Below are 23,241 nucleotides of genomic sequence, written 5' to 3' on the forward strand. Positions count from 1 at the left end.
GGAACCCCACAAATGCGCATGGACCCGCGTCGCGCACCGCACCACCGCCCGTCACGGGCCAGCTCAGAAAGCGATCGCCTGCGCTACTTCGCCGCGTGGCCGCCCTTCGCGCCGCCGACCACGACGCCTGCCGCCTTTTCGATCGGCTTGATCGCCGCGGTGAAATCCGACTCCGCGCCCTCGTCGCGGATGATGACTTCCCACAAGCGCCCGACCGCTTCGGCGACCTCCATCGACAGCCCCAGCGATTTCATCTCCTCCAGCGCGAGCCGCACGTCCTTCACCATCAACCCGGTAGCGAAGCCGAAATCGAAGCTGCGCGGCAGCACCGAGCGCGGAAACTTGTCACGGCTCGCGGTATTGAGCCCGGAACCGGCGTTGATCACGTCGATCATCACGGCCGGATCGAGCCCGGCCTTGACGCCCATCACCACGGCTTCCGACGTCGCCACCATGGCGGTGGCCGACAGGAAGTTGTTGGCGAGTTTCATCGTCTGCGCAGATCCGGGCTTTTCGCCGATGAAGAACACTTTTCCGATCACGTCGAGCGCCGGTTTTGTCACCTCGAAATCGGCGCGAGGCCCGGATACCATCACCGCCAGCGTTCCCTTCTCGGCGCCACCGACGCCGCCGCTGACGGGACTGTCGATCTGCACGATGTTCTTCGCGGCCAGCAAGCCGTGAATCCGTGCAGCCATCTGCGAGCCGACGGTGGAGAGATCGACGAAGCGTTTTACGCGCTTGCCCTCGATCACGCCGCCCGGGCCGGTCGCAACCTCAAGCGAGGCCTGCAGCGACGGCAGGCTCGCCAGCACGGTTTCGCAGCGGTCGGCGATGTCCTTGGGTGACGATGCAGCCCGCGCGCCGAGCGCGACGAGCTCGTCGGTCGCTTCCTTGCGGGTATCGAAAACGGTGAGCTGATGTTTCGCCTCGATCAGCCGACGCGCCATCGGGAAGCCCATTTTCCCGAGGCCGATGAATCCGAGTTCCATGGTGTCTCCTCGTATTCGTCATTGCGAGGCTTGTCCGCCGTAGCTCGAAGGCGGAAGCGCACCTCAGTTCGATTGCTTCCGCCTTCGCTAAAGCTACGGTGGACAAGTCGCTTCGCTCGCAATGACGGTTGAAACGGTTTGTTCTTATTTCGATGTGCTCTCAGCCCTTATCGAGCTCCGCAAACACTTCGCGCGCGATGCGAAAGCTGTCGACGCCGGCTGGGATGCCGGCATAGATCGACACCTGCATGAAGATCTCGCGGATCTCGTCGCGGCTGACGCCGTTGGTCAGCGCGCCCTTGATGTGCGCCTTCAATTCGTGCGGACGATTGAGGATCGAGATCATGGCCAGGTTGAGCATGCTGCGGGTCTTCTTCGGCAGCTCCTCGCGGCCCCACACCGCGCCCCAGCAATATTCGGTGACGAGTTCCTGGAACGGCTTGTTGAAGCTGTCGGCGTTCTTCAGCGCGTTGTCGACGTAGGCCTCGCCGAGCACCGCTTTGCGAATTTCCAGCCCCTTGTCGTGTGTCTTCTGGTCCATGACGTTTCCTCGTAATTTTTACGGTTCGGGGCCGACGTTACGGGGCTAAAGCCCGGCAGTCACGCCTTCGTGTTATGCGTATTTCCCGGTGTGGGTTACCCCGGGAACAGGTGCCTCATTGCCGCCGTTGTGCTAGGCTGATTGTCGACAACCCGGAGAGATTGTTGAACGGCGCTCCCCCCGACCCCACGAAATCCGCCCGCGAGCCGGATGCCTTCGCGCGGCTTCAACTGACGCAGGCCCAGCAACGGGCTCAATATGCGATTGCGTGGGAGCGCGCCTGGCCGAGCTTCGCCCGGATTTTGAGCGTCGTCGGACTGTTTCTGGTGGCGTCCTGGGCCGGTTTGTGGCTGGCGCTGCCATTCGTTGCCCGCGCGATCGGCATCGGCCTGTTTATCCTGCTGGCCTTGGCGGCGTTGTTCCCGCTTTCGCGGTTTCGCTGGCCGACCCGCGAAGAGGCGTTGAGTCGGCTCGACCGCGGCACTGGCATTCGCCACCGCCCGGCGACCGCGCTGACCGATACGCTCTCAACCAAGGACCCGATCGCGCAGGCGCTGTGGCGGGAGCAGCGCGAGCGCACGCTGGCCTCGATCAAGCGGATTCGCGCCGGGCTGCCTTCGCCGCGGCTTCCGATCCACGATCCGTGGGCGCTGCGCGCGCTGGTCATGGTGATGCTGGCTGCCGCCTATTTCGCCGCCGGCGATGAGCGCGCGCTGCGAATTGCCGCCGCGTTCGACTGGAACGGCGTGCTGGCGCCGGCCAACGTCCGGGTCGACGCCTGGGTGACCCCGCCGGCCTATACCGGCAAGCCGCCGGTGATCCTGTCCGCCGCCAACAGGGATGCGGCTTCGCCCGATAGCGCAGCACCGCTGCCGGTGCCGTCAGGCAGCACGCTGCTGGTGCGCTCCAGCGGCGGCAGCATCGACGTCGTGGTCGGCGGCGGCGTGACCGAGGTTGCGCCGAGCGAGCAGGCTCCAAAGGGCACCAACGAACGGCATTTCAAGATCACGGGCGACGGCACCGCGCATGTCCGCGCGCCGTCCGGCCAGCCGCTGTGGCGGTTCGCCGCCACGCCCGACCGCGCGCCGAGCATCTCCCTTGCCAAGGATCCGGAGCGCCAGGCCCGCGGTTCGCTGCAGATGTCCTACAAGCTCGAGGACGACTACGGCGTCACCGAAGCGCGCGCGCAATTCGCCGCCCGCAACGCGGATGCGGCCAAGGAAACTAACAAGGAAACTAACAAGGAAAGCAATAAGGACGGCAAGGCCAAGGAGGCCGACAAGGCCGAGCCGCGGCCGCTGTTCGAGCCGCCGCAGTTTCCGCTGGTGCTGCCGAATGCGCGTACCCGCAACGGCGTCGGCCAGACGGTGAAGGACCTCAGCGAAGACCCTTACGCCGGCGCCGACGTCACGCTGACGCTCACGGCCAAGGACGAGGCCGGCAATGAAGGCAAGAGCGAGCCTTTCAATATGCGGCTGCCGGAGCGGCTGTTCACAAAACCCCTGGCGCGCGCCCTGATCGAGCAGCGCCGCATCCTGGCGCTGGACGCCAACCAGAATGCGCAAGTCTATACCGCGCTCGATGCGCTGATGATCGCGCCGGAATTGTTCACGCCGGAGACTGGTCACTATCTCGGCCTCTTCAGCGTGTCGCGGCAATTGGAAGCGGCGCGCACCGACGCTGCGCTGCGCGAGGTCGTGGCCAGCCTGTGGGCGCTTGCCGTCACCATCGAGGACGGCAACATCAGCGATGTCGACAAGGCGCTGCGCGCGGCGCAGGAGGCGCTCAAGCAGGCGCTGGAGCGTGGCGCCACCGACGAGGAGATCAAGAAGCTCACGGACAATCTGCGCGCCGCGCTGGACAATTTCCTGCGACAGCTCGCCGAGCAGTTCCGCAACAATCCGCAGCAACTGGCGCGCCCGCTCGATCCCAACACCAAGATGCTGAGCCAGCACGATCTCAAGAGCATGCTCGACCGGCTGGAGCGGATGTCGCGTTCCGGCGACAAGGAAGCCGCCAGGCAGCTGTTGGAACAGCTGCAGCAGATGCTGGAAAACCTGCAGATGGCGCAGCCCGGCCAGGGCGGCGACGACATGGAGCAGGCGCTGAACGAACTCGGCGACATGATCCGCAAGCAGCAGCAATTGCGCGACAAGACCTACAAGCAGGGCCAGGATTCCAGGCGCGACCGCAACCGCGGCAAGCAGGGCGACCAGAGCATGGGCGATCTGCAGCAGGATCAGCAGGGCCTGCGCGACCGGCTCAAGAAATTGCAGGAAGAACTCGCCAAGCGTGGCATGGGGCCGGGACAGCGCGGCCAGCAGGGCCAGCAAGGTCAGCAGGGCCAGCGCGGCGAACAGGGCCAAGGCCAGCAGGGTCAAGGCGGCGACCAGGGCGATGGCGAGGACGGGCTCGATCAGGCCGATTCGGCGATGGGCGACGCCACCGGCCGGCTCGGCGAAGGCAATGCCGACGGCGCGGTGGACTCGCAGGGGCGCGCGCTCGAAGCGCTGCGCAAGGGCGCCCAGAGCCTCGCCGAGGCCATGCAGCAGGGTGACGGCGATCAGCCGGGCGACGGCCCCGGCAATCCGAGAGGCCGCCAGCAGGGCGCGGCCAACTCGACCGATCCGCTCGGACGGCCGATGCGCCACAACGAATTCACCGACGATTATACGGTGAAGATCCCCGGCGAGATCGACGTGCAGCGGGTGCGCCGGATCCTCGAAGAACTGCGCCGCCGTCTCGCCGATCCGTCCCGTCCGCAGATCGAACTCGATTACATCGAGCGGCTGTTGAAGGATTATTGAGGGGTTTCGGCTCAACCGACCATCATCATGCACACTGTCATCACCCGCGAAGGCGGGTGATCCAGTATTCCAGAGACATCAGCAATCGAATCGAGAGGTCTCGGCGTACTGGATCCCCCGCCTTCGCGGGGGACGACGAGTGAAGGCTGGGATCCGGCTAGGCCTTCCCCGCCGCCAGCGCATCTGCCACAGCCGTACGGATGTCGTGCACCGAAAACGGCTTCGTCACCACGTCGTGCACGATGGCGTTGAGGCCGGAGGCGCGTTCGCGCTGATCGGCGAAACCGGTCATCAGCAAAATCTTCAGGTTGGGAAAATCACGCGCCGCCGTCAGCGCCAGCGCGATGCCGTCCATCAGCGGGCATCTGGATGTCGGTCAGCAGCAGATCGAAGGCGCCGCGTTCACGGGTCAGGATATCGAGCGCTTCGGCGCCGTCCTCGGCGGTGACGGTCTCGTGGCCGTCCATGGCGATGGCGCGCGCCACCAGCGAGCGCATGGAATCCTCATCGTCTGCAATCAGCACGCGTGTCATGAAGTCGTCTCTCTCGCCTCAGCGGAACGGGCGGCCTTCCTTCAGGCCTGACCGGCCAGATCCCGCTTGTTGAAAAAGCGTACGTCGATATTGCGGCCTTCGGGCGGCGGCGAAGCCAGCCGCGACTTGAAGTAGGCGCGCTCGCCGGGCTTGAGCACCGGCTGCTCGAGCACCGCGTTCCAGGCGTAGATCTCCGTGCCCTGCGCGTCGCGCACGCTAAAGCGCAGGCGCGGCAATTCGACCGGTTTTTTGGTCTCGCCGACGATCGTGCCTTCGATGACCAGGACCGGCTTGCCGTCCACGGTCTCGTTAGAGACCTTGATGTCCCTGAACGCCAGCCCGCGCAGGTTCACTTCCAGCCCGACCATCGTGTAGAACGTGGCGGTTTGCGGCAGCAGCCGAACCACGTCGCTGCGCCAGATCATCAGCGCCAGGATCAGCGCGCCCATCGCGGCGCAGGCGGTCGGCAGGCCGACGGAGGGCATGAAGGGGATGCGGGGCAGGGAGGGCAGCCGGAACAGACGGGCCAGCCGCTGGCGGTGCGTGGTGACCGGGATCTCCTGATGGTCCTCCGCATCCTGCCGGGCGGCCGACGGCCAGTCGCTGTCGCCGCCTGGTTGCGAACCTTCGCCTTCGGCCGGCCAGCCGGCCGAAATCGAGGGGCTGTCGACCAGCGGGGTGTCCTGCCCCTCTTCCTCGCGCGCCAGCGCCTCCGATTCGGCCGCCGCGGCATCGTTAGCGGCCGGCGGGGCCGGTTGCGCCGAACTTGGCATTGCGGTCGGCACGGCGGCGGCCAATTCGACCGCGTCCTCCGGCCGCGCCAGCCAGGTTTCCTTGCAGCGCGAGCAGCGAACAGCGCGTCCGGTGGCGCCGAGGGTGGCCGGATTGATGGCGTAAGATGTTGTACAATGGGGGCAAACGATATGCATGGAGCCCATCTCTACCGTGACTTTGCCCGGATGCTACATAGCGACTGTTAACGAATCGGAAACCATAACGGTCGCAAAACCGTTTTGTCCGGTTAGTACCCAAACCAGCGAGCTGCGACCCCCAAGTTCAGGTTCGGGTCCAGGTTCAGGTTCAAGTCCGGGGGACGCTGCCCACGCCGAGCGGAGCTCGGCCACTGCCCACGCCGAGCGGAGCTCGGCCACGGCGCATGTCGAGCGGAGCTGAGCTTGGTTCGGTTCGAAAATGTCGGTTTGCGGTACGGGCTCGGCCCGGAGATTTTGCGCGACCTCTCCTTCATGATTCCGGCTCATTCCTTCCAGTTTCTCACCGGCCCCTCGGGCGCGGGCAAGACCTCGCTGCTGCGGCTGCTGTTTCTGTCGATTCGGCCGACGCGCGGCCTGGTCAACCTGTTCGGCCAGGACGTCTCGCTGCTCGGCAAGGATCAGGTTGCGAACATGCGCCAGAAGATCGGCATCGTGCTGCAGGATTTTCGCCTGCTCGACCACATGACGACCTATGAGAACGTGGCGCTGCCGTTCCGCGTGATGGGCCGCGAAGAATCCAGCTATCGCCGGGAGGTGATCGACCTGCTGAGGTGGGTCGGCCTCGGCGAGCGCATGGATGCGCTGCCGCCGATCCTGTCGGGCGGTGAGAAGCAGCGCGCCGCGATCGCGCGCGCGGTTATCTCGCGGCCGCAATTGCTATTGGCGGACGAACCGACCGGCAGCGTCGACCCGACGCTCGGCCGGCGCCTGCTGCGGCTGTTCATCGAATTGAACAGGCTGGGCACCGCGGTGATCATCGCGACCCACGACATCACGCTGATGGACCAGTACGAGGCGCGGCGAATGGTGCTGCACCAGGGACGGTTGCACATCTATGAGTAGAGTCGGGGACGAACATGGGCCGCTGGTGGATCTCGGGACCGAGCGCCCGCAGGTGCCGGCGCGCGCGCGCAACATGTCGCCGATCGTGCCGCGGGCGTCGATCTCCGGCCGCGCGCTGGTCGCCGTCGTCGCCATCATGACGTTCCTCGCTTCCATCACCACCGGAACCGTGCTGCTCGTCAGCGCATCGGCCGCGGAATGGCAGTCGGAAGTCGCCAGCGAAATCACCATGCAGGTGCGCCCCCAGACAGGGCGCGATCTCGAGCGCGACGTGACCGCGGCGGCGGAGGCAATGCGGACGCAGCCCGGCATCGTCCAGGTCAAGCCGTTCAGCAAGGACGAATCGGCCAGACTGCTGGAGCCTTGGCTCGGCAGCGGACTGTCGATCGAGCAGTTGCCGGTGCCGCGCGTCGTCGTCGCGCGTGTCCAGCCCGGCACAACGCTGGACCTCGCGGGGTTGCGCAAGGCGGTGACGCAGGTGGCGCCGTCGGCGAGCGTCGACGATCACCGCGCCTGGATCGAGCGCATGCGCTCGATGACCGGAGCGACCGTATTTGCCGGCATCGGCATCCTCGTGCTGGTGATCGCGGCGACGATCATTTCGGTATCGTTCGCGACCCGCGGCGCGATGGCGGCGAACCGCCCGATCGTCGAGGTGCTGCACTTCGTCGGCGCCGGCGACCGCTATATCGCCAACCATTTCCTGCGGCATTTTCTGAGATTAGGGCTGGAGGGCGGGGTGATCGGCGGCGGCGCCGCAATGCTGGGTTTCGGCTTCTCCGAATCGATCGCCGCCTGGTTCTCGGGCACCCCCGTCGGCGATCAATTCGCAGCGCTGCTGGGGACGTTTTCGCTGCCGCCCTCGGGCTATCTGGCGCTCGCGGTACAGGCCGTGGCGATCGCCGCCATTACCGCCTGGGCGTCGCGACGAACGCTGTTCGCCACGCTGGACGACATCGATTGAGCGGGGTGGGGCCGGGACTCCACTTCGCGTAAAAACCTTCTAGAATTGTGCGTGGGAAGAGGATCGCCGGACCATATGGCTTTGCAGCACGACGATAGCGCGCCGAGAGCGCCGGCCGTACGGCAGCGTGGATGGCTGCGCGCGGTCATCGTCGGCGCCATGGCGATCCTGTTCGTCGGCGCGGCCGTGGGCTTCATCGCCTTTCTCTCGCAATTGCGCGGCGTTGAAATCAAGCCGGCGCGCAACGCCGACGGGATCGTGGTGTTGACCGGCGGCTCGTCGCGGGTGTCGGATGCGATGGAATTGCTGGCCGGCGGCTACGGCAAGCGACTGTTGATTTCGGGCGTGCATCCGACCAACGCGGTGAGCGATATTTCCCGCTCGCTGCCCGACAACCAGTCGCTGCTGTTGCGCTGTTGCGTTGATCTCGACCGTTCGGCCGTCAACACGCGCAGCAATGCCGCGGAGACGCGGCGCTGGGCCCGCGAGCGCGGCTTCAAGTCGCTGATCGTGGTGACGTCGAACTACCACATGCCGCGCGCCATCCTGGAATTGGCGCATGCGATGCCCGACGTCACGCTGATTCCGTTCGCGGTGGTCGGCGACCGATGGCGCGACGAGCCGTGGTGGACCAGCGGCGCGACGCTGCGTCTGTTGCTGTCGGAATACGCGAAATATGTCGCAGCCGAGGTGCGCGTGCGGCTGGCCGGCGCCGGCATCGATCTCGTGCCCGAACTCTCCGATCAGCCTGTTCAAGCGCCGCGCCGGCCGGCGACGGCACAGGCCAACTGAGCTTCGTTCCGTCGACGTAGTCCGCGGTCTCTCCAACCTTCTTCGCGCAGCGGGCGGCGCACGACCGATTCGAGCCGCCGAGATAGTTGGGGCGGCATTCAGCCTCCAGGCATGCCTCGGCAATGTGCCGCCTTTAGATGGCAATCTTCATAGGCGGTATCCATCCCGCTGCGATGCTTCGGCATGGAATGCTGGTCCAGTACACGAGCTTTCTCAACGAGAGGGCCGGCAAGCCACCGCGATCGATGCGTGCTGGCCTCTCAGACCCTGTTGATTATTTAGTGGCGTACACATTGTGCCCGAAAATCGAAAGTCCAAGCGTTTCCGCAGCGGCGCGAGGAAAAAACTTCCAGTCCTTCAAGGAAAGTGGTGAGAACTTGAAGCGCCTTGCCTTCAGTCCGACACGCTCGAACATGCTTTCGATGTCCCGTGCGGAAAAGTAGTTGATATGGTCGGGCGGTACCCAGAGGTTTCGCTTTCGCCAGGTGGGTGAGATGGCGCGGATGTCGTCCAAGTTCGGAGTGATGACAATGAGGAGCCCACCGGGGTTAAGTGAGGCTGCTGCGGTCTCTAGCATCCTTGCCGGTTCAGCAACGTGCTCCAGTACATTGTCGATTACTATGGCGTCTGCCGTCTGCTCGCCGTTGAATGTGTGCTGAACAATGGGAATGCCGGCCCTGATGCCGAAGTCGGAAAGTCCGCGCGCTGGTTCATAGGCAACGTATTGGATTGGATCTGGCCGCAACAGATATCCGACCTCGCCCCGGCCGCATCCTATCTCAAGAACCTGCTGCCCTGCGGTCAGGTGCGCGAGGAGTAACCGCCTGATCTGGAAGTGCCGAGGACGGAAAGCCCAGTCGATCTTGTCGATGTCAATGTGATTGGCTGTGTCTGCCTCTGGATCGGCCACAAATACGAAGCGGCACTCGCGGCACGACACGATTTTGAATGTTTGGCCGCCGCGTTCCATCTCGAACTTGAGCAAGAAGTTCCCCGCTTTGCAGAGCGGGCATTGTATTCGTTGGCTGCGCGCATTCATAACAAGTGACCTCAACTGCCGAGAGATCGAATCCAATATCACGACTCAACAGCGAGCAATAGATGGCCGAAACGATCAAGACAGCGAATGCGAAATACTGGCGATTGCCAGGGTCACTCACAATTTTGCAGGTATAGGCTAGCTATCAGGCAGTAGACGCCAGGACGGGCGCTCCCTGGTGCGTCAGCCGTTATCGACGAGCGAAATTTGTTCCAGAACTGGCAACGGTCTTCAGGGCGACCCTTGGCGGCTCCAGGGATTGGGGAATAAAGCGCGGGCGCTTCGCGTACTCGGAACGAGCCAATCTAGAATGCGTCTTGGGCGTCCCGATCGGGTGTATGAAGCGCATGCGAATCGTGCAGCATCGCCGCGAGCCGGTGCAATTGGGAATCGCGAAAACCTTCCGCCTCGATCGCCTTCACGGTGGCCAGCACATAGTCGCGGTTGACGCCGGACTGGCCGTGCCCTTGCAGCACATGGCGCAATTGCTCTGCCGGCGACAGCCGCCCGGCATATTGCACATGGCCGCGGTCGACCACGTAGACGAGTGCGCTGACGCGCTGGCGCGCCTCGTTCTCCAGCCACACCGATCGTTTCACCTCGCGGTAGACCGAGGTGACCTGCTCACGCTCGCGCAAATAGGCGATGGTCGCGGCGCTGTTCTTTTCCGCGACCCGGAACGCGACGCCGCGGCAGGCGCCGCCGCGGTCGAGCCCGAGCACGAGGCCCGGCTTCTCCGGGGTGCCGCGATGGATGAAGGAATAGACGCACAGCGCGCGGTGTTCGCCGATCAGCCGCGCCGGAATCCGTTCGATAAATTCGAAGCCCGGGCGCCACATCAGGGAGCCGTAACCGAACACCCAGAGGTCGCCTGTCGAGAATTCCGTATCGTTGAGATCAGTCGCGGACATGCCCTCGCACCGCTACCAGAACCGAACGACAAAGCGAAGTGAAATCAATGCCTTTTGTTTGTGATCGGCGGATGCTTACATTTGACAAAATCGCTAGCCAAAGGACGCCGCATGCCTGACATGACCCCCGCGCCGCGCCGGCGCCCGCTGTGGCGCCTCTTCATCATGCCCGCACTGCTCGTCGCCGCCGCCGCGGCATGGAGCGCGTTCTGGTTCTATGCTGCGTCCGAAGTCGGCGTCCGCGCCGACGCATGGGCCGCGCAGGAAGCCAAATCCGGCCGGGTCTATGCGTGCGGCAAGCGCGAGGTCGCGGGCTTTCCGTTCCGCCTCGAAGTCCGCTGCGACGACGCCAGCGTTGCGCTGGTTTCGCAGACGGCGGAAGCGAAGGCGCCGTTCACCGCGCGGCTCGGCGAGATCATGGTGATCGCGCAGATCTACCAGCCGAAACTCTTGATCGCCGAATTCAAGGCGCCCGCCACGCTGGCCGATCGCGGTCAGCCGCCGTCGCTGAAGGTGAACTGGACCACCGGCCGCAGCAGCGTCAGCGGACTGCCTGACATTCCGCAGCGCGCTTCCATCGTGTTCGACAATCCCTCGATCGACCGCGTCAACGGACCGGTCGAGACGCCGCTCGCGCGCGCCGGCCATCTCGAACTGCACGGCCGGTTCGCCGAAGGCTCTGCGCAGTACAATCCCGTCATTGAAACCGTGTTGCAGATATCGGGCGGCAGCGTGCAGGAAGTGCACCCGCTGCTGGCTGCGCCGTTCGATGTCGACGTTCAAACCAGGCTGAGCGGCTTGAAGGATTTCACGCCAAAGCCCTGGCCGGAACGGTTCAGGGAGTTGCAGGCGGCAGGCGGCCGTGTCGAGGTCGTGCGCTCGCGGGTTCAGCAGGGCGATTTGGTCTCGATCGCCGCGGGCACGTTGAGCGTCAACGCCCAGGGCCGGATCGACGGCGAATTGCAGATGACGGTGGCGGGGATCGAGAAAGTGATTCCGGCGCTCGGAATCGAAAAGATGCTGGAGGAGGGCGTGCCGCAGGCAACGCTCGATCGCGTAGCGCCTGGCGTGAAATCGCAAGACCTCAACAATTTATTCGGCGCGCTTGACCGGGCGATCCCGGGGCTGGGCAAGGTCGTCAAGCAGAACGCCAACACCGGCGTCGCTGCGGGCATCAATGCGCTCGGCAAGGAGGCGGAGCTGGAAGGCAAGAAGGCGCGCGCCTTTCCGCTGCGCTTCGTCGACGGCGCGGTGTTTTTAGGCCCGCTGAAAGTAGGGCAGGTGCCGCCGCTGTTCTAGGACGCCAGCCCAATTCAGAGTGGTCGATGGACGTCCGCTTTGGTTTGCACTCCGGACTCAAGTCAGACAGCGACCTGCTGAATTACAGCGCTTGGCCGGAACGTTTTCGAGCCTGGATGCTTGAGTCCGGTTGTATTGTGCGGGGCAGCGACAAATAGAGAGGCGAGAATGTTCCTGACGGGACTTGGCGCGCTCCTCGTTATCGGCGGAATCCTGTACTTGGCACGCACGGCTATTTGGCGGGGACCGCTCAGTGGCCGGGATTCCTCCCGGCCCGCTCGCGATACTTTGGAGCCGCCACGGCGCAGCTTGCGATTCCTGGGGCTCGGAACGAATTGGCCGGGCCTTTTCCTTATGGCACTCGGTGCCATTCTGTTGGTATCGGGGACCGGCTTCTAGCCTCCGGGATCCGTTCAATCATTGCGAGCTAGCGCTCGCGGCTCCACGGGAAGAGATTGGCCGGGAAATCCGCCGCGTAGCGGTGTCCTTTCCGCAGGCGGGGTTCCTCCTGTGGAGGGTTGGGATCCGGCTCCACCACCTTCCGGTACAGATGCCAGGTGGCATGGCCGAGCACCGGCAGAACGACGGCGAGACCGACGAAGAGCGGTATCGAACCGATCACCAGCAGCGCCGCGACGATCAGCCCCCATCCGGCCATCGCAACCGGATTCATCATCACAGCCCGCAGCGATGTTCGGATGGCGTCTATCGCAGTGGCGTGCCGGTCGAGCATCAACGGAAACGACACGACACTGACGCACAGCGAAATGACCGCGAACAGAAAACCAACGCCGCAACCGACGATGATGAGCGACCATCCTTCCGGCGTCGTCAGCACGCGCGTTGCGAAATCGGGGATGCTCGCAGCCGGTGCGTGGCCGAAGATTGTGACGTAGATAGCGTTCGCTACGCCGATCCAGGCTCCAAACAGAACGAGCAGCAGCACGCCGAGTTCGATCATGGCGCCGAAAGCCGGGGCGCGCAGCACGTGAAGCGCATCCCATACGCCGACATCCTCGCCGCGCTCGCGGCGGCGGCTGAGCTCATAAAGACCAATCGCGGCAAAGGGTCCAAGCAAGGCAAACCCTGCCGCCAGCGGAAACAGCAGCGGCAGTATCGAATAGCCAAGGACCATCCTGAACAGCGCAATACCGAGAACGGGATAGATCACGCACACCACAACGGCGTGACTTGGCATGGCCTTGAAGTCTTCCCAGCCGAGGCGCAACGCCTCGCCCAGGTCGGATAGTTCGATCTTGCGAATGGGATATGTGGCGGCGTCGCCGAAAACGTGCCGTCCAAACTTTGCGATGCTGTCAGAATACGTGGTGGCCATGGACACAACCTCCCGTGCTCGCAGAGCGGCGGTCAAAACGACGCGCCGCAACCCGCGTGTCTCCGCATTGATGTGCGAGAGTCGCGGTCGAGCCGAGTACGGCAAACCCAAGTTCATCGAAAAGGAGCTTAACCGGACGAAACTTGTCGCGACTCCCCCAATAAGCTTAGCGCGATTGGCGTCAAATAGCACTCATGAAAATAGCGGTCGCGGTTGGGTGAATTATGCACGCCAGCGATCATTTGGTGCATTGCGTCATCGTCGAGCGATTGTGCAGGCACCAGTGTGGTGCATCCCAACGTTCTTTATTGATCTATTGACGCGCGGCGCGACGCGTATCATCTTAATTAACAGATGCCCGGATCCGATAATTAGCGGTCGTAACGTGTGCTCCGTGCCCGTTTTGATGTCGCGACCGGTCAAATGAGTGAGGCAAGACGCACTGCGATGGCGCATGTGAAGTCGGCCATCGAGACAGATGCGAGCTCTAACCTCTGATACGTCTCCGTTGCCTTTAATGGCAAGAAGGAGCGAGGGATGGTTGTCGCCATCATATTGCTTTTGGTCGCAGTCGGCTCGGTGCTGTTTCACATCTACAGCCCGTGGTGGTGGACGCCGATCGCCACCAACTGGAGCTACATCGACCACACCATCAGCATCACCTTCTGGATCACCGGCGTCGTTTTCTTCGCCGTGATCGCTTTCATGGCCTATTGCGTCTTCCGCTTTCATCACAAGGAAGGAAGACAGGCGCACTATAATCCGGAAAACAAGAAGCTCGAGTGGTGGCTCAGCATCGGGACCGCGATCGGCGTCGCGGCCATGTTGGCGCCGGGCTTGTTCGTCTGGCACCAGTTCGTCACGGTGCCGGCGGACGCCACCGAGATCGAAGTCATGGGCCAGCAGTGGCAATGGAGCTTCCGCCTGCCGGGGAAGGATGGCCGGATGGGCACGACCGACGTCCGCAACATCGGTCCCGACAATCCAATGGGCTTGAAACGCGACGACCCGCACGGGCAAGACGACGTCGTGATCGAAAGTGGCGAATTGCACCTCCCGGTCGGGAAGCCGATCAAGGTTTTGCTCCGCTCCGTCGACGTCCTGCACGATTTCTACGTGCCTGAGTTCCGGGCCAAGATGGATATGGTCCCCGGCATGGTCACCTATTTCTGGATGACTCCGATCCGGACTGGAACGTTCGATGTGCTCTGCGCCGAGTTGTGCGGCGCTGCGCACGCGCAGATGCGCGCCAAGGTCATCATCGAGGAAGAAAGCGAGTATCACGCCTGGCTGGAGAAGCAGCAGACGTTTGCAGAATTGTCACGCCGGAACGCCGTTAAGAAGGCGACGTACAAGCCCGGCGAGAAGTAGTGCCGCTGCGCAGATAGATCGGGTGCGTGAACCGATTCATTCACCCCCGATGGAAGCGGCCGAGGAGGTATTTCTATGGTCGATGTTCCGTATGATGCCGTCACCGACGTCCCGCCTGCCGAAGTGGCGGAGGTTGATCTCTATCATCCCAGGAGCTGGTGGACGCGGTATGTCTTTTCGCAAGACGCCAAAGTCATCGCCATCCAGTACTCGCTCACAGCGACGGCCATTGGGTTGGTGGCCTTGGTGCTGTCGTGGCTGATGCGGCTGCAATTGGGATTTCCCGGCACATTCTCCTTTATCGATGCAAATCAATATCTCCAGTTCATCACCATGCACGGCATGATCATGGTGATCTACCTGCTTACGGCATTGTTTCTGGGGGGGTTCGGCAACTACCTGATCCCGCTGATGGTCGGCGCCCGCGACATGGTCTTCCCTTACGTGAACATGCTGAGCTACTGGGTCTACCTGCTCGCCGTCCTGGTGCTGGCGTCGGCCTTCTTCGTGCCGGGCGGGCCCACCGGCGCCGGCTGGACCCTGTATCCGCCGCAGGCGATTCTGTCCGGCACCCCCGGGCAGGATTATGGCATCATTCTCATGCTGTCCTCGCTGATCCTGTTCATCATCGGCTTCACCATGGGCGGGTTGAATTATGTGGTGACGGTGCTGCAGGCGCGCACCCGCGGCATGACGTTGATGCGGATGCCGCTGACGGTGTGGGGCATCTTCACGGCCACGGTAATGGCGCTGTTGGCCTTCCCTGCGCTGTTCGTCGCCTCCGTCATGATGCTGTTCGACCGCGTGCTGGGAACCAGCTTCTTCATGCCCTCCCTCGTCGAGATGGGGCAGCAGATGAAGTATGGCGGCGGCAGCCCGATCCTGTTCCAGCACCTGTTCTGGTTCTTCGGCCATCCCGAAGTCTACATAGTCGCCCTGCCAGCCTTCGGCATCGTTTCGGATCTGATCAGCACGCATGCGCGAAAGAACATCTTCGGCTATCGCATGATGGTCTGGGCGATCGTGGCAATCGGCGCGCTGAGCTTCGTCGTATGGGCGCACCACATGTATGTGAGCGGCATGCACCCGAAATTCGGGTTCTTCTTCGCCACCACGACGCTGATCATCGCCATCCCGACCGCCATCAAGGTCTACAACTGGGTGCTGACCCTGTGGCGCGGCGACATCCATCTCACCGTCCCGATGCTGTTTGCGCTCGGCTTCATCATTACGTTCGTGAACGGCGGGCTCACCGGCCTCTTCCTCGGCAACGTGGTCGTGGATGTCCCGCTATCGGATACCATGTTCGTCGTCGCGCATTTCCATATGGTGATGGGCGTGGCGCCAATCATGGTTGTGCTGGGCGCGATCTATCATTGGTACCCCAAGGTAACGGGACGGATGCTCAACGACGCGCTGGGCAAGTTTCATTTCTGGGTCACGTTCCTCGGCGCCTATCTGATCTTCTTCCCCATGCACTATATTGGACTGCTCGGAGTTCCGCGCCGGTATCACGACATCGGCGAAGCGGCGTTCATCCCGTCATCGACCCATACGCTCAACGCCTTTATCACCGTCATGGCCTTGACCGTGGGCTTCGCCCAGATGGTGTTCCTGTTCAATCTCGCCTGGAGCCTGTTCAAGGGCCGGCCTTCAGGTGGCAACCCATGGCGGGCGACAACTCTGGAGTGGCAGACGCCGGAGACCCCGCCCGGCCATGGCAACTGGGGCAAGGAGCTCCCGGTGGTCTATCGATGGGCGTATGACTACAGCGTGCCGGGTGCCGCGCAGGACTTCATTCCGCAGAACCAGCCCCGGGCGACGCCGGCCCTGCAGGGAACTGCGCCGTGAGCGCCATTGTGCTGTTCATGGCGGTGGTCGCGGTCATCGTCGGATGGTGGCTCTCGCAGCAACGGCTGACGGCCAAGCCCTGGCTGGAAGAAGGTGCGATTGGTGACTTCCCCGGCACGGACGCGATGACCTGGCCCGCAGCGAAGATCGGACTGGGCGTATTTCTCGCCGTCGCCGGCTCGCTGTTCGCGCTCTTCATCAGCGCTTACTCCATGCGCATGAACATGGTGGACTGGCGGACACTGCCCGTGCCAGGGCTGCTGTGGGTCAACACCGGCGTCCTGGTCTTGAGCAGTGTCGCGCTGCAATGGGCATACATGGCCGCGCGCCGGGACAACATGGACGGTGTAATCGTCGGCCTGTGCGCAGGAGGCGCATCCGCCGTTACATTCCTGGTGGGGCAATTGTTGGCGTGGCAACAGCTGAGGGCCGCGGGCTATTTCGTGGCGTCCAATCCAGCCAATTCCTTCTTCTACATGATCACCGCGGCGCACGGGTTGCACCTGATGGGCGGCCTGGTGGCGCTCGGCGGAACGACTGCCAAGGTGTGGCGTGGCGCCGAGATGCCCCAGGTGCGCCTGAGCGTGGAGCTCTGCGCCATCTACTGGCACTTCCTGCTGTTGGTCTGGCTGGTCTTGCTTGGTCTGTTGACGGGCTGGACGGACGATTTCGTCGACATCTGTCGGCGGTTGCTCAGTTAGGAGAGACCAGATGGCAGGGACTTTGCTGACAAACCCTGGAGAATCGCCTGCGCGGGCTGCCGGCTGGCAAGGCATTGCTGCCGACTGGTCCTCGGATCAGCGCGCATTCAAGAATGTCTCCTGGGGGAAGGCCATGATGTGGATCTTCCTCCTGAGCGACACCTTCATCTTCAGTTGCTTCCTGCTCTCCTACATGACCGCGCGAATGTCCACGACCGTGCCGTGGCCGAATCCTAGTCAGGTGTTCGCTCTCGAGATTGCGGGGCACCATATCCCCCTCATCCTGATCGCCATCATGACCTTCATCCTGATCAGCAGCAGCGGGACGATGGCGATGGCCGTCAATTTCGGCTACCGCCGCGATCGCGTCAGAACCGCCATCTTGATGCTGGTCACGGCGGCATTTGGCGCAACCTTCGTCGGAATGCAGGCGTTCGAATGGACCAAGCTGATCATGGAGGGCGTCCGGCCCTGGGAAAACCCGTGGGGCGCGGCGCAGTTTGGTTCAAGCTTCTTCATGATCACCGGCTTCCACGGCACCCACGTGACGATCGGCGTGATTTTCCTGATCGCGATTGCGCGAAAGGTCTGGCGGGGCGACTTCGATGTCGAAAGACGCGGCTTTTTCACGAGCCGGAAAGGCCATTACGAGATTGTCGAAATTACCGGACTGTACTGGCACTTCGTCGATCTGGTGTGGGTGTTCATCTTTGCCTTCTTTTATCTCTGGTGAGGTCGGCGCATGACAAACGTGGCAACCTATGCAGAAGTCCAACAACCTTCGCTTCACACTCATGTGCATGAGGCAGTCGCGGCTGCAGCCACGCACACAAAGGGGCAGCAGCACCCGATCAAGCTCTATCTCGTGGTCTGGGGATGGTTGTTCGTCCTCAGCACCGGCTCCTATCTCGTCGACTATTTTGGCCTGCACGGCTATCTCAGGTGGTCGCTGATCCTGCTGTTCATGGTGCTGAAGGCCGGATTGATCGTCGCCGTCTTCATGCACATGGCATGGGAGCGGCTGGCGCTCGCCTATGCCATCCTGCTGCCGCCGGTGCTGGTGCTGGTGTTCGTCGCCATCATGGTGTTCGAATCCGAGTACACGCACCTCATCCGTGTCCTGTTCTTCACGTCACCGACTTAGATGCTGCCACCTCGCATCAGAAGGAGGAGGTCATGACCACATACGTCATGCTCGCAAACTGGACCGACCAGGGCATCCAGAAGGTAAAGGACTCGCCTCGTCGTCTGGATACAGCCAAGAAGGCGCTCAAGGATATGGGCGGCGAGTTCAAGCTCTTCTTCCTTACCATGGGCGACTACGACATGGTCGCGATCTACGAAGCTCCTGACGATGCTGTGGCGGCGCGTTTCAATCTGCAGCTGGGCATGCTGGGAAACATCCGGACACGCACGCTGAAAGCGTTTCCTGAAGCCGCCTATCGGGAAGTCATCAACTCGCTGGGCTAGTCGGTACAAGGCTACGCTTGCCGATTGGCACAATAGTCGCTGCGGTTTGCGCGACCATATTCCTTGTCGGCCATGGAGACCGTCAGATGCGCAGTTTCATTCTCGTGCTCGGAGCCGGAATCTTCACAATCGTTCCTGGGTATGCCCAGGATGCGGCTTCCGGCGAGAAGATTTTCGTCCAATGCAAGGCGTGTCACCAGATCGGCGAGAACGCAAAGAACGCAGTTGGCCCGGTGCTCAATGGGCTTTTCGGGCGCAAGGCCGGGACGATTGAAGGCTACAGCTATTCACCCGCGAACAAGAATTCCGGAATCACCTGGGATGAAGCAACCTTCCGCGAATACATCAAGGATCCGAAAGCCAAGGTGCCCGGCACCAAAATGACTTTTCCAGGCTTGAAAGATCCAAAGCAGATTGACGACATCGTCGCCTACCTCAAGCAGTTCGATGCGACGGGAAAGAAGGCGGGGATTGTCCCTGCCGGAAGCAAGCTCGCAAAGGTCCAGTAACAGGCGCAGCCGGTGAAAGCGGACTGCCTGCCTGACAAGAGTGTTCTGCAACCGATGGCTTTTTGAGTACCGGACTGAAAAGACGCCGCCATGTCGCCGGCAAGGGGAGGCATTGATCACATGCAAATCAATCGTTCAATTCTCATTCGCGGGAGCTATGCCAACATCGGGGACTATGTCGCGCTGACGAAACCGCGCGTTATGTCGCTGGTCGTCTTTACCGCACTGGTCGGTCTCATGGTCGCGCCGGGCGGCATCGATCCTTTTGCCGGTATCGTTGCTCTTTTTTGCATAGCTGCCGGAGCTGGCGCCGCAGGTGCGCTCAATATGTGGTACGACGCCGACATCGATGCGTTGATGGCGCGCACCGCCATGCGTCCAGTTCCCAGCGGCCGTGTATCGCGCTCGGAAGCATTGTTTTTCGGACTGACGCTTGGCACGTTCGCCGTTCTAGGCCTCGGCACTTTCCTGAACATGGCCGCGGCTGCGCTGCTTGCTTTCACAATTTTCTTCTATGTCGTCGTCTACACGATGTGGCTCAAGCGCCGAACACCGCAAAATATCGTCATTGGCGGCGCGGCTGGCGCACTCCCTCCGGTGATCGGCTGGGCTGCGGCCGCCGGAAATGTTGGGCTCGAGCCGCTCATCCTGTTCCTGATCATTTTCCTTTGGACGCCACCCCATTTCTGGGCACTGTCGCTCAATCTTGCTGGAGAATATGCCCGCGCCGGGGTGCCGATGTTGCCGGTCGTAGCCGGCCGGGCCGAAACAAAGCGCCAGATTGTTCTCTATAGCGTTGTTCTGGCTGCTGTCTCGCTGCTGCCCTGGGCATTGGGGTTCGCGGGGGCGATCTATGGCGCGGCTGCGGCGATGCTCGGAGCGATCATGATTTTTCTCTCATGGCAAGTACGTCGGAGCAATGACAGGGAAAGGCAGCCTGCGCGTCGCCTGTTCGTGTTTTCCTTGCTCTATCTGGTCCTTCTTTTTGGTGTGCTGTTGATGAATGCCGTACCCTACGTTCAGCCCCTCTGATCCAGAGCGAAGTCCTACGCTTGGTTCGCAAGCGCGCCTTTGCCCATTTTGCTAGTCCGCCTTCTTCCCCAGCGGCGGATGCGGCCGGCCGAAATCCGGCGCCGCCGAATCCTGGCCGATCTCGACGATGCCGCGGCGGATGGCGCGGGTACGGGTGAAATGCTCGAACAGCGCTTCGCCGTCATTGCGGCGGATCGCGCGCGTGAGTTTTGACAGATCCTCGTTGAAGGTGCCGAGCATTTCCAGCACGGCTTCCTTGTTGTTGAGGAACACGTCGCGCCACATCGTGGGATCGGAAGCCGCGATGCGGGTGAAATCGCGAAAGCCGCCGGCGGAGAATTTTATCACTTCCGACGACGTCACTTGCGCGAGCTCATCGGCGGTGCCGACGATGGTGTAGGCGATCAGATGCGGCAGATGGCTCGTGATCGCCAGCACCAGATCATGATGATCGGGCGTCATGATCTCGACCTTGGCGCCCATGCCGGCCCAGAACGCCCGCAACGTTTCGACCGCCATGGGATCGGCGCCATCGGGCGGCGTGAGGATGCACCAGCGGTTGATGAACAGTTCGGCGAAGCCGGAATCAGGCCCGGAATGCTCGGTGCCGGCGACCGGATGGGCGGGGACGAAATGAACGTTCGCCGGCAGATGCGGCGCCATCTCGCGGACGATCGCGCCCTTGACCGAGCCGACGTCAGAGACGATCGCACCGGCTTTGAGAAAAGGCGCGATCTCCTGCGCGACCGGACCGCAGGCGCCGACCGGAATACAGAGGATCACGAGGTCGGCATCCCTGACGGCTTCCGCATTGGTCTCCAGCACGTGGTCGACGATGCCGAGTTCGATCACCCGCGCGCGGGTCTTCTCCGAGCGTGCGGTGGTGACGATTTCGCTGGCGAGCCCCTGGGCCCGCGCCGCGCGCGCAATCGAGCCGCCGATCAGGCCGAAGCCGATCAGCGCGACGCGTCGGAAGATCGGTGTCGCGTTCACTTGGTGGCCGCCATGAAGTCGCGCAAGGCATCGACGACGAGGCGATTGGCCTCCTCGGTGCCGATGGTCATGCGTAGGGCATGCGGCAGGCCGTAATTGTTCAGCGCCCGCAGCACCAGACCTCGTTTGGTCAGAAATACGTCCGCGTCCACCGACGTCTTGCCTTTCTCCTGCGGGAAGTGGATCAGCACGAAATTCGCCACGCTCGGCGTCACCTTCAGCCCGAGCTTGCCAATCTCCTCGATCAGCCAGTTGCGCCACTGCTCGGTGAACGCCTTTGACATCTGGACATGCGCGGTGTCCTCGATTGCGGCGACCGCCGCCAGCATCGCCGGCGTCGAGACGTTGAACGGCCCGCGGATACGGTTGACCGCGTCGATGATGTTGGCGGGACCGAACATCCAGCCGATCCGCAACGCCGCCAGCCCGTGAATCTTGGAAAACGTATGCGTCATCACGGTGTTTTCGGTGGTCGCCACCAGCTCTAAGCCGAGCTCGTAATCGTTGCGCGACACGTAGTCGGAATAGGCGGCGTCCAGCACCAGCAGCACATGCGCAGGCAACCCGGCGCGCAGCCGCTTGACCTCGTCGAACGGCACGTATGTCCCGGTCGGGTTGTTCGGGTTGGCCAGCCACACCAGTTTTGTGCGCGGCGTGACGCGCGCGAGGATGGCGTCGACGTCGGCGGTGAAGTCGGTCTCCGGCGCAATGACGTTTTTGGCGCCATTCGCCATCGTGGCGATCGGATACACCAGAAAACCATGGGTGGTGGAGATCGCCTCGTCGCCATGGCTGAGATAGGTGTGCGCCAGCAGATTGAGGATTTCGTCCGAGCCGGCGCCGCAGATGATGCGGTTCGGATCGAGCCCATAGGCGCGGCCGATCGCCTCACGCAGCACCCGCGAGGTGCCTTCCGGATAGTCCTCCAGATGCGCCGCCGCCTGCTTGTAGACTTCGATCGCCTTCGGCGACGGCCCGAACGGGGTCTCGTTGGCGGACAGCTTGAACACCTTGCGGCCCGGCTCCGGCACCGGCGTCTTGCCGGGCGTATAGGGCGCAATATCGAGAATGCCGGGATTCGGCACGGGGCGGTTCATCTTCTGGCTCCGGATATTCAGGACGGCTTAGGACCTGGCTGCCCCGTTCGGGGGCACCGTATAGCGCGTTGCGTGGCTGCCGACGAGAGCCGACGAGCGCACCGAGGCGCCGGCCTTGATCAGCGCGGTCTTGATCTTGTCGAAGCCGGTGCCGGCATCCGACACCAGAAGGGCCGCGCCGTCGAAGGCGGTATCGGGCACGGCGACGATTTCGGCGAGCGGCGCCAGCGCGCGAGCGATATCGGCGTTCCAGCCGGCGACGCGCACGCTCCACATCTGGACCTCCGTCACCATGGCGTCGTCGGCGACCCGCGAGATCACGAACACCGGAAGCGCCGCCGGATGATCGGCGCGTTCGAGGAACGGCAGCCGCGCGATGATCTTTGGCGCGCCGTCCGTTTCCAGCGCGAGCCACCATGGCGTGCGGCTCGATATCGCCGACACCAGCGCCAGATCGCCCTTCGATTTCGCCACCGCTTCCACCGCGGCCTGTGCGCTGAAATGGCCGACATAAGGCACGACGAAGCCGAAGTGAAAGCGCGCCGAATCCCGCATCGCGGGCTCGCCGACCGAGACATCCGCATGCACCGCGAACGGCGCCTGGACATAGGTGAAGGTCGAGATGATGACGCGCCAGATGCTCTCGATGGTGTCGAGCGGCAGGATGCCGCGATGGCGCTGCACCAGCTGCCGCATCATGCCGGCCTCGCGCGCCGGGCGGAACGCGGAGCCGACTTCCTGGGTCTGCTTCACCTGGATCAGCCGGTCGATGATGTCGCCGCGCGCCATCAGGAGGCGATGGACCTGCTCGTCGATCGCATCGATTTCCTTGCGCAATTCCTGCAGCGAGGGCGGGGCCGGGGGGGCCTTGGACGGTGCCTTCGACGGTGCCTTGGACATCCTGAAAAACCTTGGTGCCGGAACAGCCCGATGCGGCCGGCAGACAGTCGCATTGATTAGGAAAGACGGGCGCTGAAAGCAAAGAGAAACGTCACGGGCCAGCCCTGCATGATCAGGTTAACCATGGTGTCCAGCCCCCGCCTGCCTTGACGAAATGCCTGGGCCGGACTAGCTTTGTTCCATTCCGTGGTCATTTGAGCCGGCCGGCTTGCAGCCACGTTAAACAACTCGCTAAACAGGCCGGGGACAGAGTTGATCCCGGCCGAAC

At 62.9% G+C, this 23,241-nt stretch carries 22 protein-coding genes, 1 pseudogene and 1 riboswitch; of the genes and pseudogenes, 13 read left to right on the plus strand and 10 right to left on the minus strand.

All coding sequences use genetic code 11. From position 1 onward, the window contains the following. Nucleotides 1–83: 83 nt before the first annotated feature. The gene (locus tag V1293_RS28565; RefSeq protein ID WP_334514149.1) at nt 84–992 is read right to left on the minus strand and encodes an NAD(P)-dependent oxidoreductase; all 909 of its coding nucleotides are present in this window, start codon (nt 990–992) and stop codon (nt 84–86) included. Between the two features lie 160 nt (nt 993–1,152). Next, nucleotides 1,153–1,533, minus strand: coding sequence for a carboxymuconolactone decarboxylase family protein (locus V1293_RS28570; protein WP_334514151.1), 381 nt, complete (start codon nt 1,531–1,533; stop codon nt 1,153–1,155). 164 nt (nt 1,534–1,697) lie between these two features. Here V1293_RS28570 and V1293_RS28575 point away from each other — a divergent pair, with 164 nt between their 5' ends. Continuing rightward, nucleotides 1,698–4,340 carry a TIGR02302 family protein gene (locus V1293_RS28575; RefSeq protein ID WP_334514153.1) on the plus strand — a complete coding sequence of 881 codons (2,643 nt, stop codon included), beginning with the start codon at nt 1,698–1,700 and terminating at the stop codon, nt 4,338–4,340. A gap of 157 nt (nt 4,341–4,497) precedes the next feature. Here the strand turns inward: V1293_RS28575 and V1293_RS28580 are convergent. Continuing rightward, nucleotides 4,498–4,873 (minus strand): annotated as a pseudogene (locus V1293_RS28580) (response regulator). Nucleotides 4,874–4,914: 41 nt separating this feature from the next. Continuing rightward, complete coding sequence (locus V1293_RS28585; RefSeq protein WP_334514154.1) at nt 4,915–5,802, minus strand: MJ0042-type zinc finger domain-containing protein; 888 nt, start codon at nt 5,800–5,802, stop codon at nt 4,915–4,917. Between the two features lie 246 nt (nt 5,803–6,048). On the opposite strand from V1293_RS28585, the gene ftsE reads away from it, so the two are divergent. The 3 genes from ftsE to V1293_RS28600 all read left to right on the plus strand — a co-directional run bounded on the left by ftsE (nt 6,049) and on the right by V1293_RS28600 (nt 8,464). Further along, nucleotides 6,049–6,708: a cell division ATP-binding protein FtsE gene (gene ftsE / locus V1293_RS28590; RefSeq protein WP_334514155.1), complete on the plus strand. Its 660-nt coding sequence runs from the start codon at nt 6,049–6,051 to the stop codon at nt 6,706–6,708. Then, a complete protein-coding gene (locus tag V1293_RS28595; RefSeq protein WP_334514156.1) occupies nt 6,701–7,672 on the plus strand; it encodes a cell division protein FtsX in 972 nt (323 codons plus the stop codon). The genes ftsE and V1293_RS28595 overlap by 8 nt, the downstream gene beginning before the upstream one ends. A 75-nt stretch (nt 7,673–7,747) precedes the next feature. Next, nucleotides 7,748–8,464: a YdcF family protein gene (locus V1293_RS28600; RefSeq protein ID WP_334514158.1), complete on the plus strand. Its 717-nt coding sequence runs from the start codon at nt 7,748–7,750 to the stop codon at nt 8,462–8,464. A 274-nt stretch (nt 8,465–8,738) separates the two neighbouring features. On the opposite strand, the gene V1293_RS28605 is transcribed toward V1293_RS28600, so the two are convergent. Both V1293_RS28605 and V1293_RS28610 read right to left on the minus strand, forming a co-directional pair. After that, nucleotides 8,739–9,449, minus strand: a complete 711-nt coding sequence (locus tag V1293_RS28605; protein ID WP_334514160.1) for a class I SAM-dependent methyltransferase — start codon at nt 9,447–9,449, stop codon at nt 8,739–8,741. A 359-nt stretch (nt 9,450–9,808) separates the two neighbouring features. Further along, nucleotides 9,809–10,414, minus strand: coding sequence for a gamma-glutamylcyclotransferase (locus V1293_RS28610; protein WP_334514162.1), 606 nt, complete (start codon nt 10,412–10,414; stop codon nt 9,809–9,811). A gap of 111 nt (nt 10,415–10,525) precedes the next feature. On the opposite strand from V1293_RS28610, the gene V1293_RS28615 reads away from it, so the two are divergent. Beyond that, nucleotides 10,526–11,713 carry a DUF2125 domain-containing protein gene (locus tag V1293_RS28615; RefSeq protein WP_334514164.1) on the plus strand — a complete coding sequence of 396 codons (1,188 nt, stop codon included), beginning with the start codon at nt 10,526–10,528 and terminating at the stop codon, nt 11,711–11,713. A gap of 427 nt (nt 11,714–12,140) precedes the next feature. Here V1293_RS28615 and V1293_RS28620 read toward each other — a convergent pair whose 3' ends face one another. After that, nucleotides 12,141–13,049, minus strand: a complete 909-nt coding sequence (locus V1293_RS28620) for a DUF2189 domain-containing protein (protein ID WP_334514165.1) — start codon at nt 13,047–13,049, stop codon at nt 12,141–12,143. Nucleotides 13,050–13,586: 537 nt separating this feature from the next. On the opposite strand from V1293_RS28620, the gene V1293_RS28625 reads away from it, so the two are divergent. The 8 genes from V1293_RS28625 to V1293_RS28660 all read left to right on the plus strand — a co-directional run bounded on the left by V1293_RS28625 (nt 13,587) and on the right by V1293_RS28660 (nt 19,983). Continuing rightward, nucleotides 13,587–14,420, plus strand: coding sequence for a cytochrome c oxidase subunit II (locus V1293_RS28625; RefSeq protein WP_334514167.1), 834 nt, complete (start codon nt 13,587–13,589; stop codon nt 14,418–14,420). Nucleotides 14,421–14,495: 75 nt separating this feature from the next. Continuing rightward, a complete protein-coding gene (locus V1293_RS28630; protein ID WP_334514169.1) occupies nt 14,496–16,271 on the plus strand; it encodes a cbb3-type cytochrome c oxidase subunit I in 1,776 nt (591 codons plus the stop codon). Then, nucleotides 16,268–16,972, plus strand: a complete 705-nt coding sequence (locus V1293_RS28635) for a cytochrome c oxidase subunit 3 (protein ID WP_334514171.1) — start codon at nt 16,268–16,270, stop codon at nt 16,970–16,972. Before V1293_RS28630 ends, V1293_RS28635 begins: the two co-directional genes overlap by 4 nt. A 10-nt stretch (nt 16,973–16,982) precedes the next feature. After that, nucleotides 16,983–17,705: a heme-copper oxidase subunit III family protein gene (locus V1293_RS28640; RefSeq protein WP_334514173.1), complete on the plus strand. Its 723-nt coding sequence runs from the start codon at nt 16,983–16,985 to the stop codon at nt 17,703–17,705. Nucleotides 17,706–17,714: 9 nt separating this feature from the next. Then, complete coding sequence (locus tag V1293_RS28645; RefSeq protein ID WP_334514175.1) at nt 17,715–18,116, plus strand: cytochrome C oxidase subunit IV family protein; 402 nt, start codon at nt 17,715–17,717, stop codon at nt 18,114–18,116. Nucleotides 18,117–18,148: 32 nt separating this feature from the next. Further along, complete coding sequence (locus V1293_RS28650; protein WP_334514177.1) at nt 18,149–18,442, plus strand: GYD domain-containing protein; 294 nt, start codon at nt 18,149–18,151, stop codon at nt 18,440–18,442. An 86-nt stretch (nt 18,443–18,528) separates the two neighbouring features. Further along, complete coding sequence (locus tag V1293_RS28655) at nt 18,529–18,951, plus strand: c-type cytochrome (RefSeq protein ID WP_334514178.1); 423 nt, start codon at nt 18,529–18,531, stop codon at nt 18,949–18,951. A gap of 120 nt (nt 18,952–19,071) precedes the next feature. Further along, entirely contained in the window at nt 19,072–19,983 is a 912-nt protein-coding gene (locus V1293_RS28660; protein WP_334514179.1) for a heme o synthase, read from the plus strand. 51 nt (nt 19,984–20,034) lie between these two features. On the opposite strand, the gene V1293_RS28665 is transcribed toward V1293_RS28660, so the two are convergent. From V1293_RS28665 to V1293_RS28675, 3 genes are read right to left on the minus strand one after another with little or no spacing between them, the layout of a single operon-like run. Beyond that, on the minus strand, nt 20,035–20,976 hold the full coding sequence (locus V1293_RS28665) for a prephenate/arogenate dehydrogenase family protein (RefSeq protein ID WP_334514181.1): 942 nt from the start codon (nt 20,974–20,976) through the stop codon (nt 20,035–20,037). After that, entirely contained in the window at nt 20,973–22,073 is a 1,101-nt protein-coding gene (gene hisC, locus V1293_RS28670) for a histidinol-phosphate transaminase (protein WP_334514183.1), read from the minus strand. The genes V1293_RS28665 and hisC overlap by 4 nt, the downstream gene beginning before the upstream one ends. 27 nt (nt 22,074–22,100) lie before the next feature. After that, nucleotides 22,101–22,973, minus strand: coding sequence for a chorismate mutase (locus tag V1293_RS28675; protein WP_334514185.1), 873 nt, complete (start codon nt 22,971–22,973; stop codon nt 22,101–22,103). A 176-nt stretch (nt 22,974–23,149) separates the two neighbouring features. Next, nucleotides 23,150–23,229: riboswitch (SAM riboswitch) on the plus strand. Nucleotides 23,230–23,241 lie beyond the last annotated feature (12 nt).

Source organism: Bradyrhizobium sp. AZCC 1693, from assembly GCF_036924745.1.
Taxonomy (GTDB): domain Bacteria; phylum Pseudomonadota; class Alphaproteobacteria; order Rhizobiales; family Xanthobacteraceae; genus Bradyrhizobium.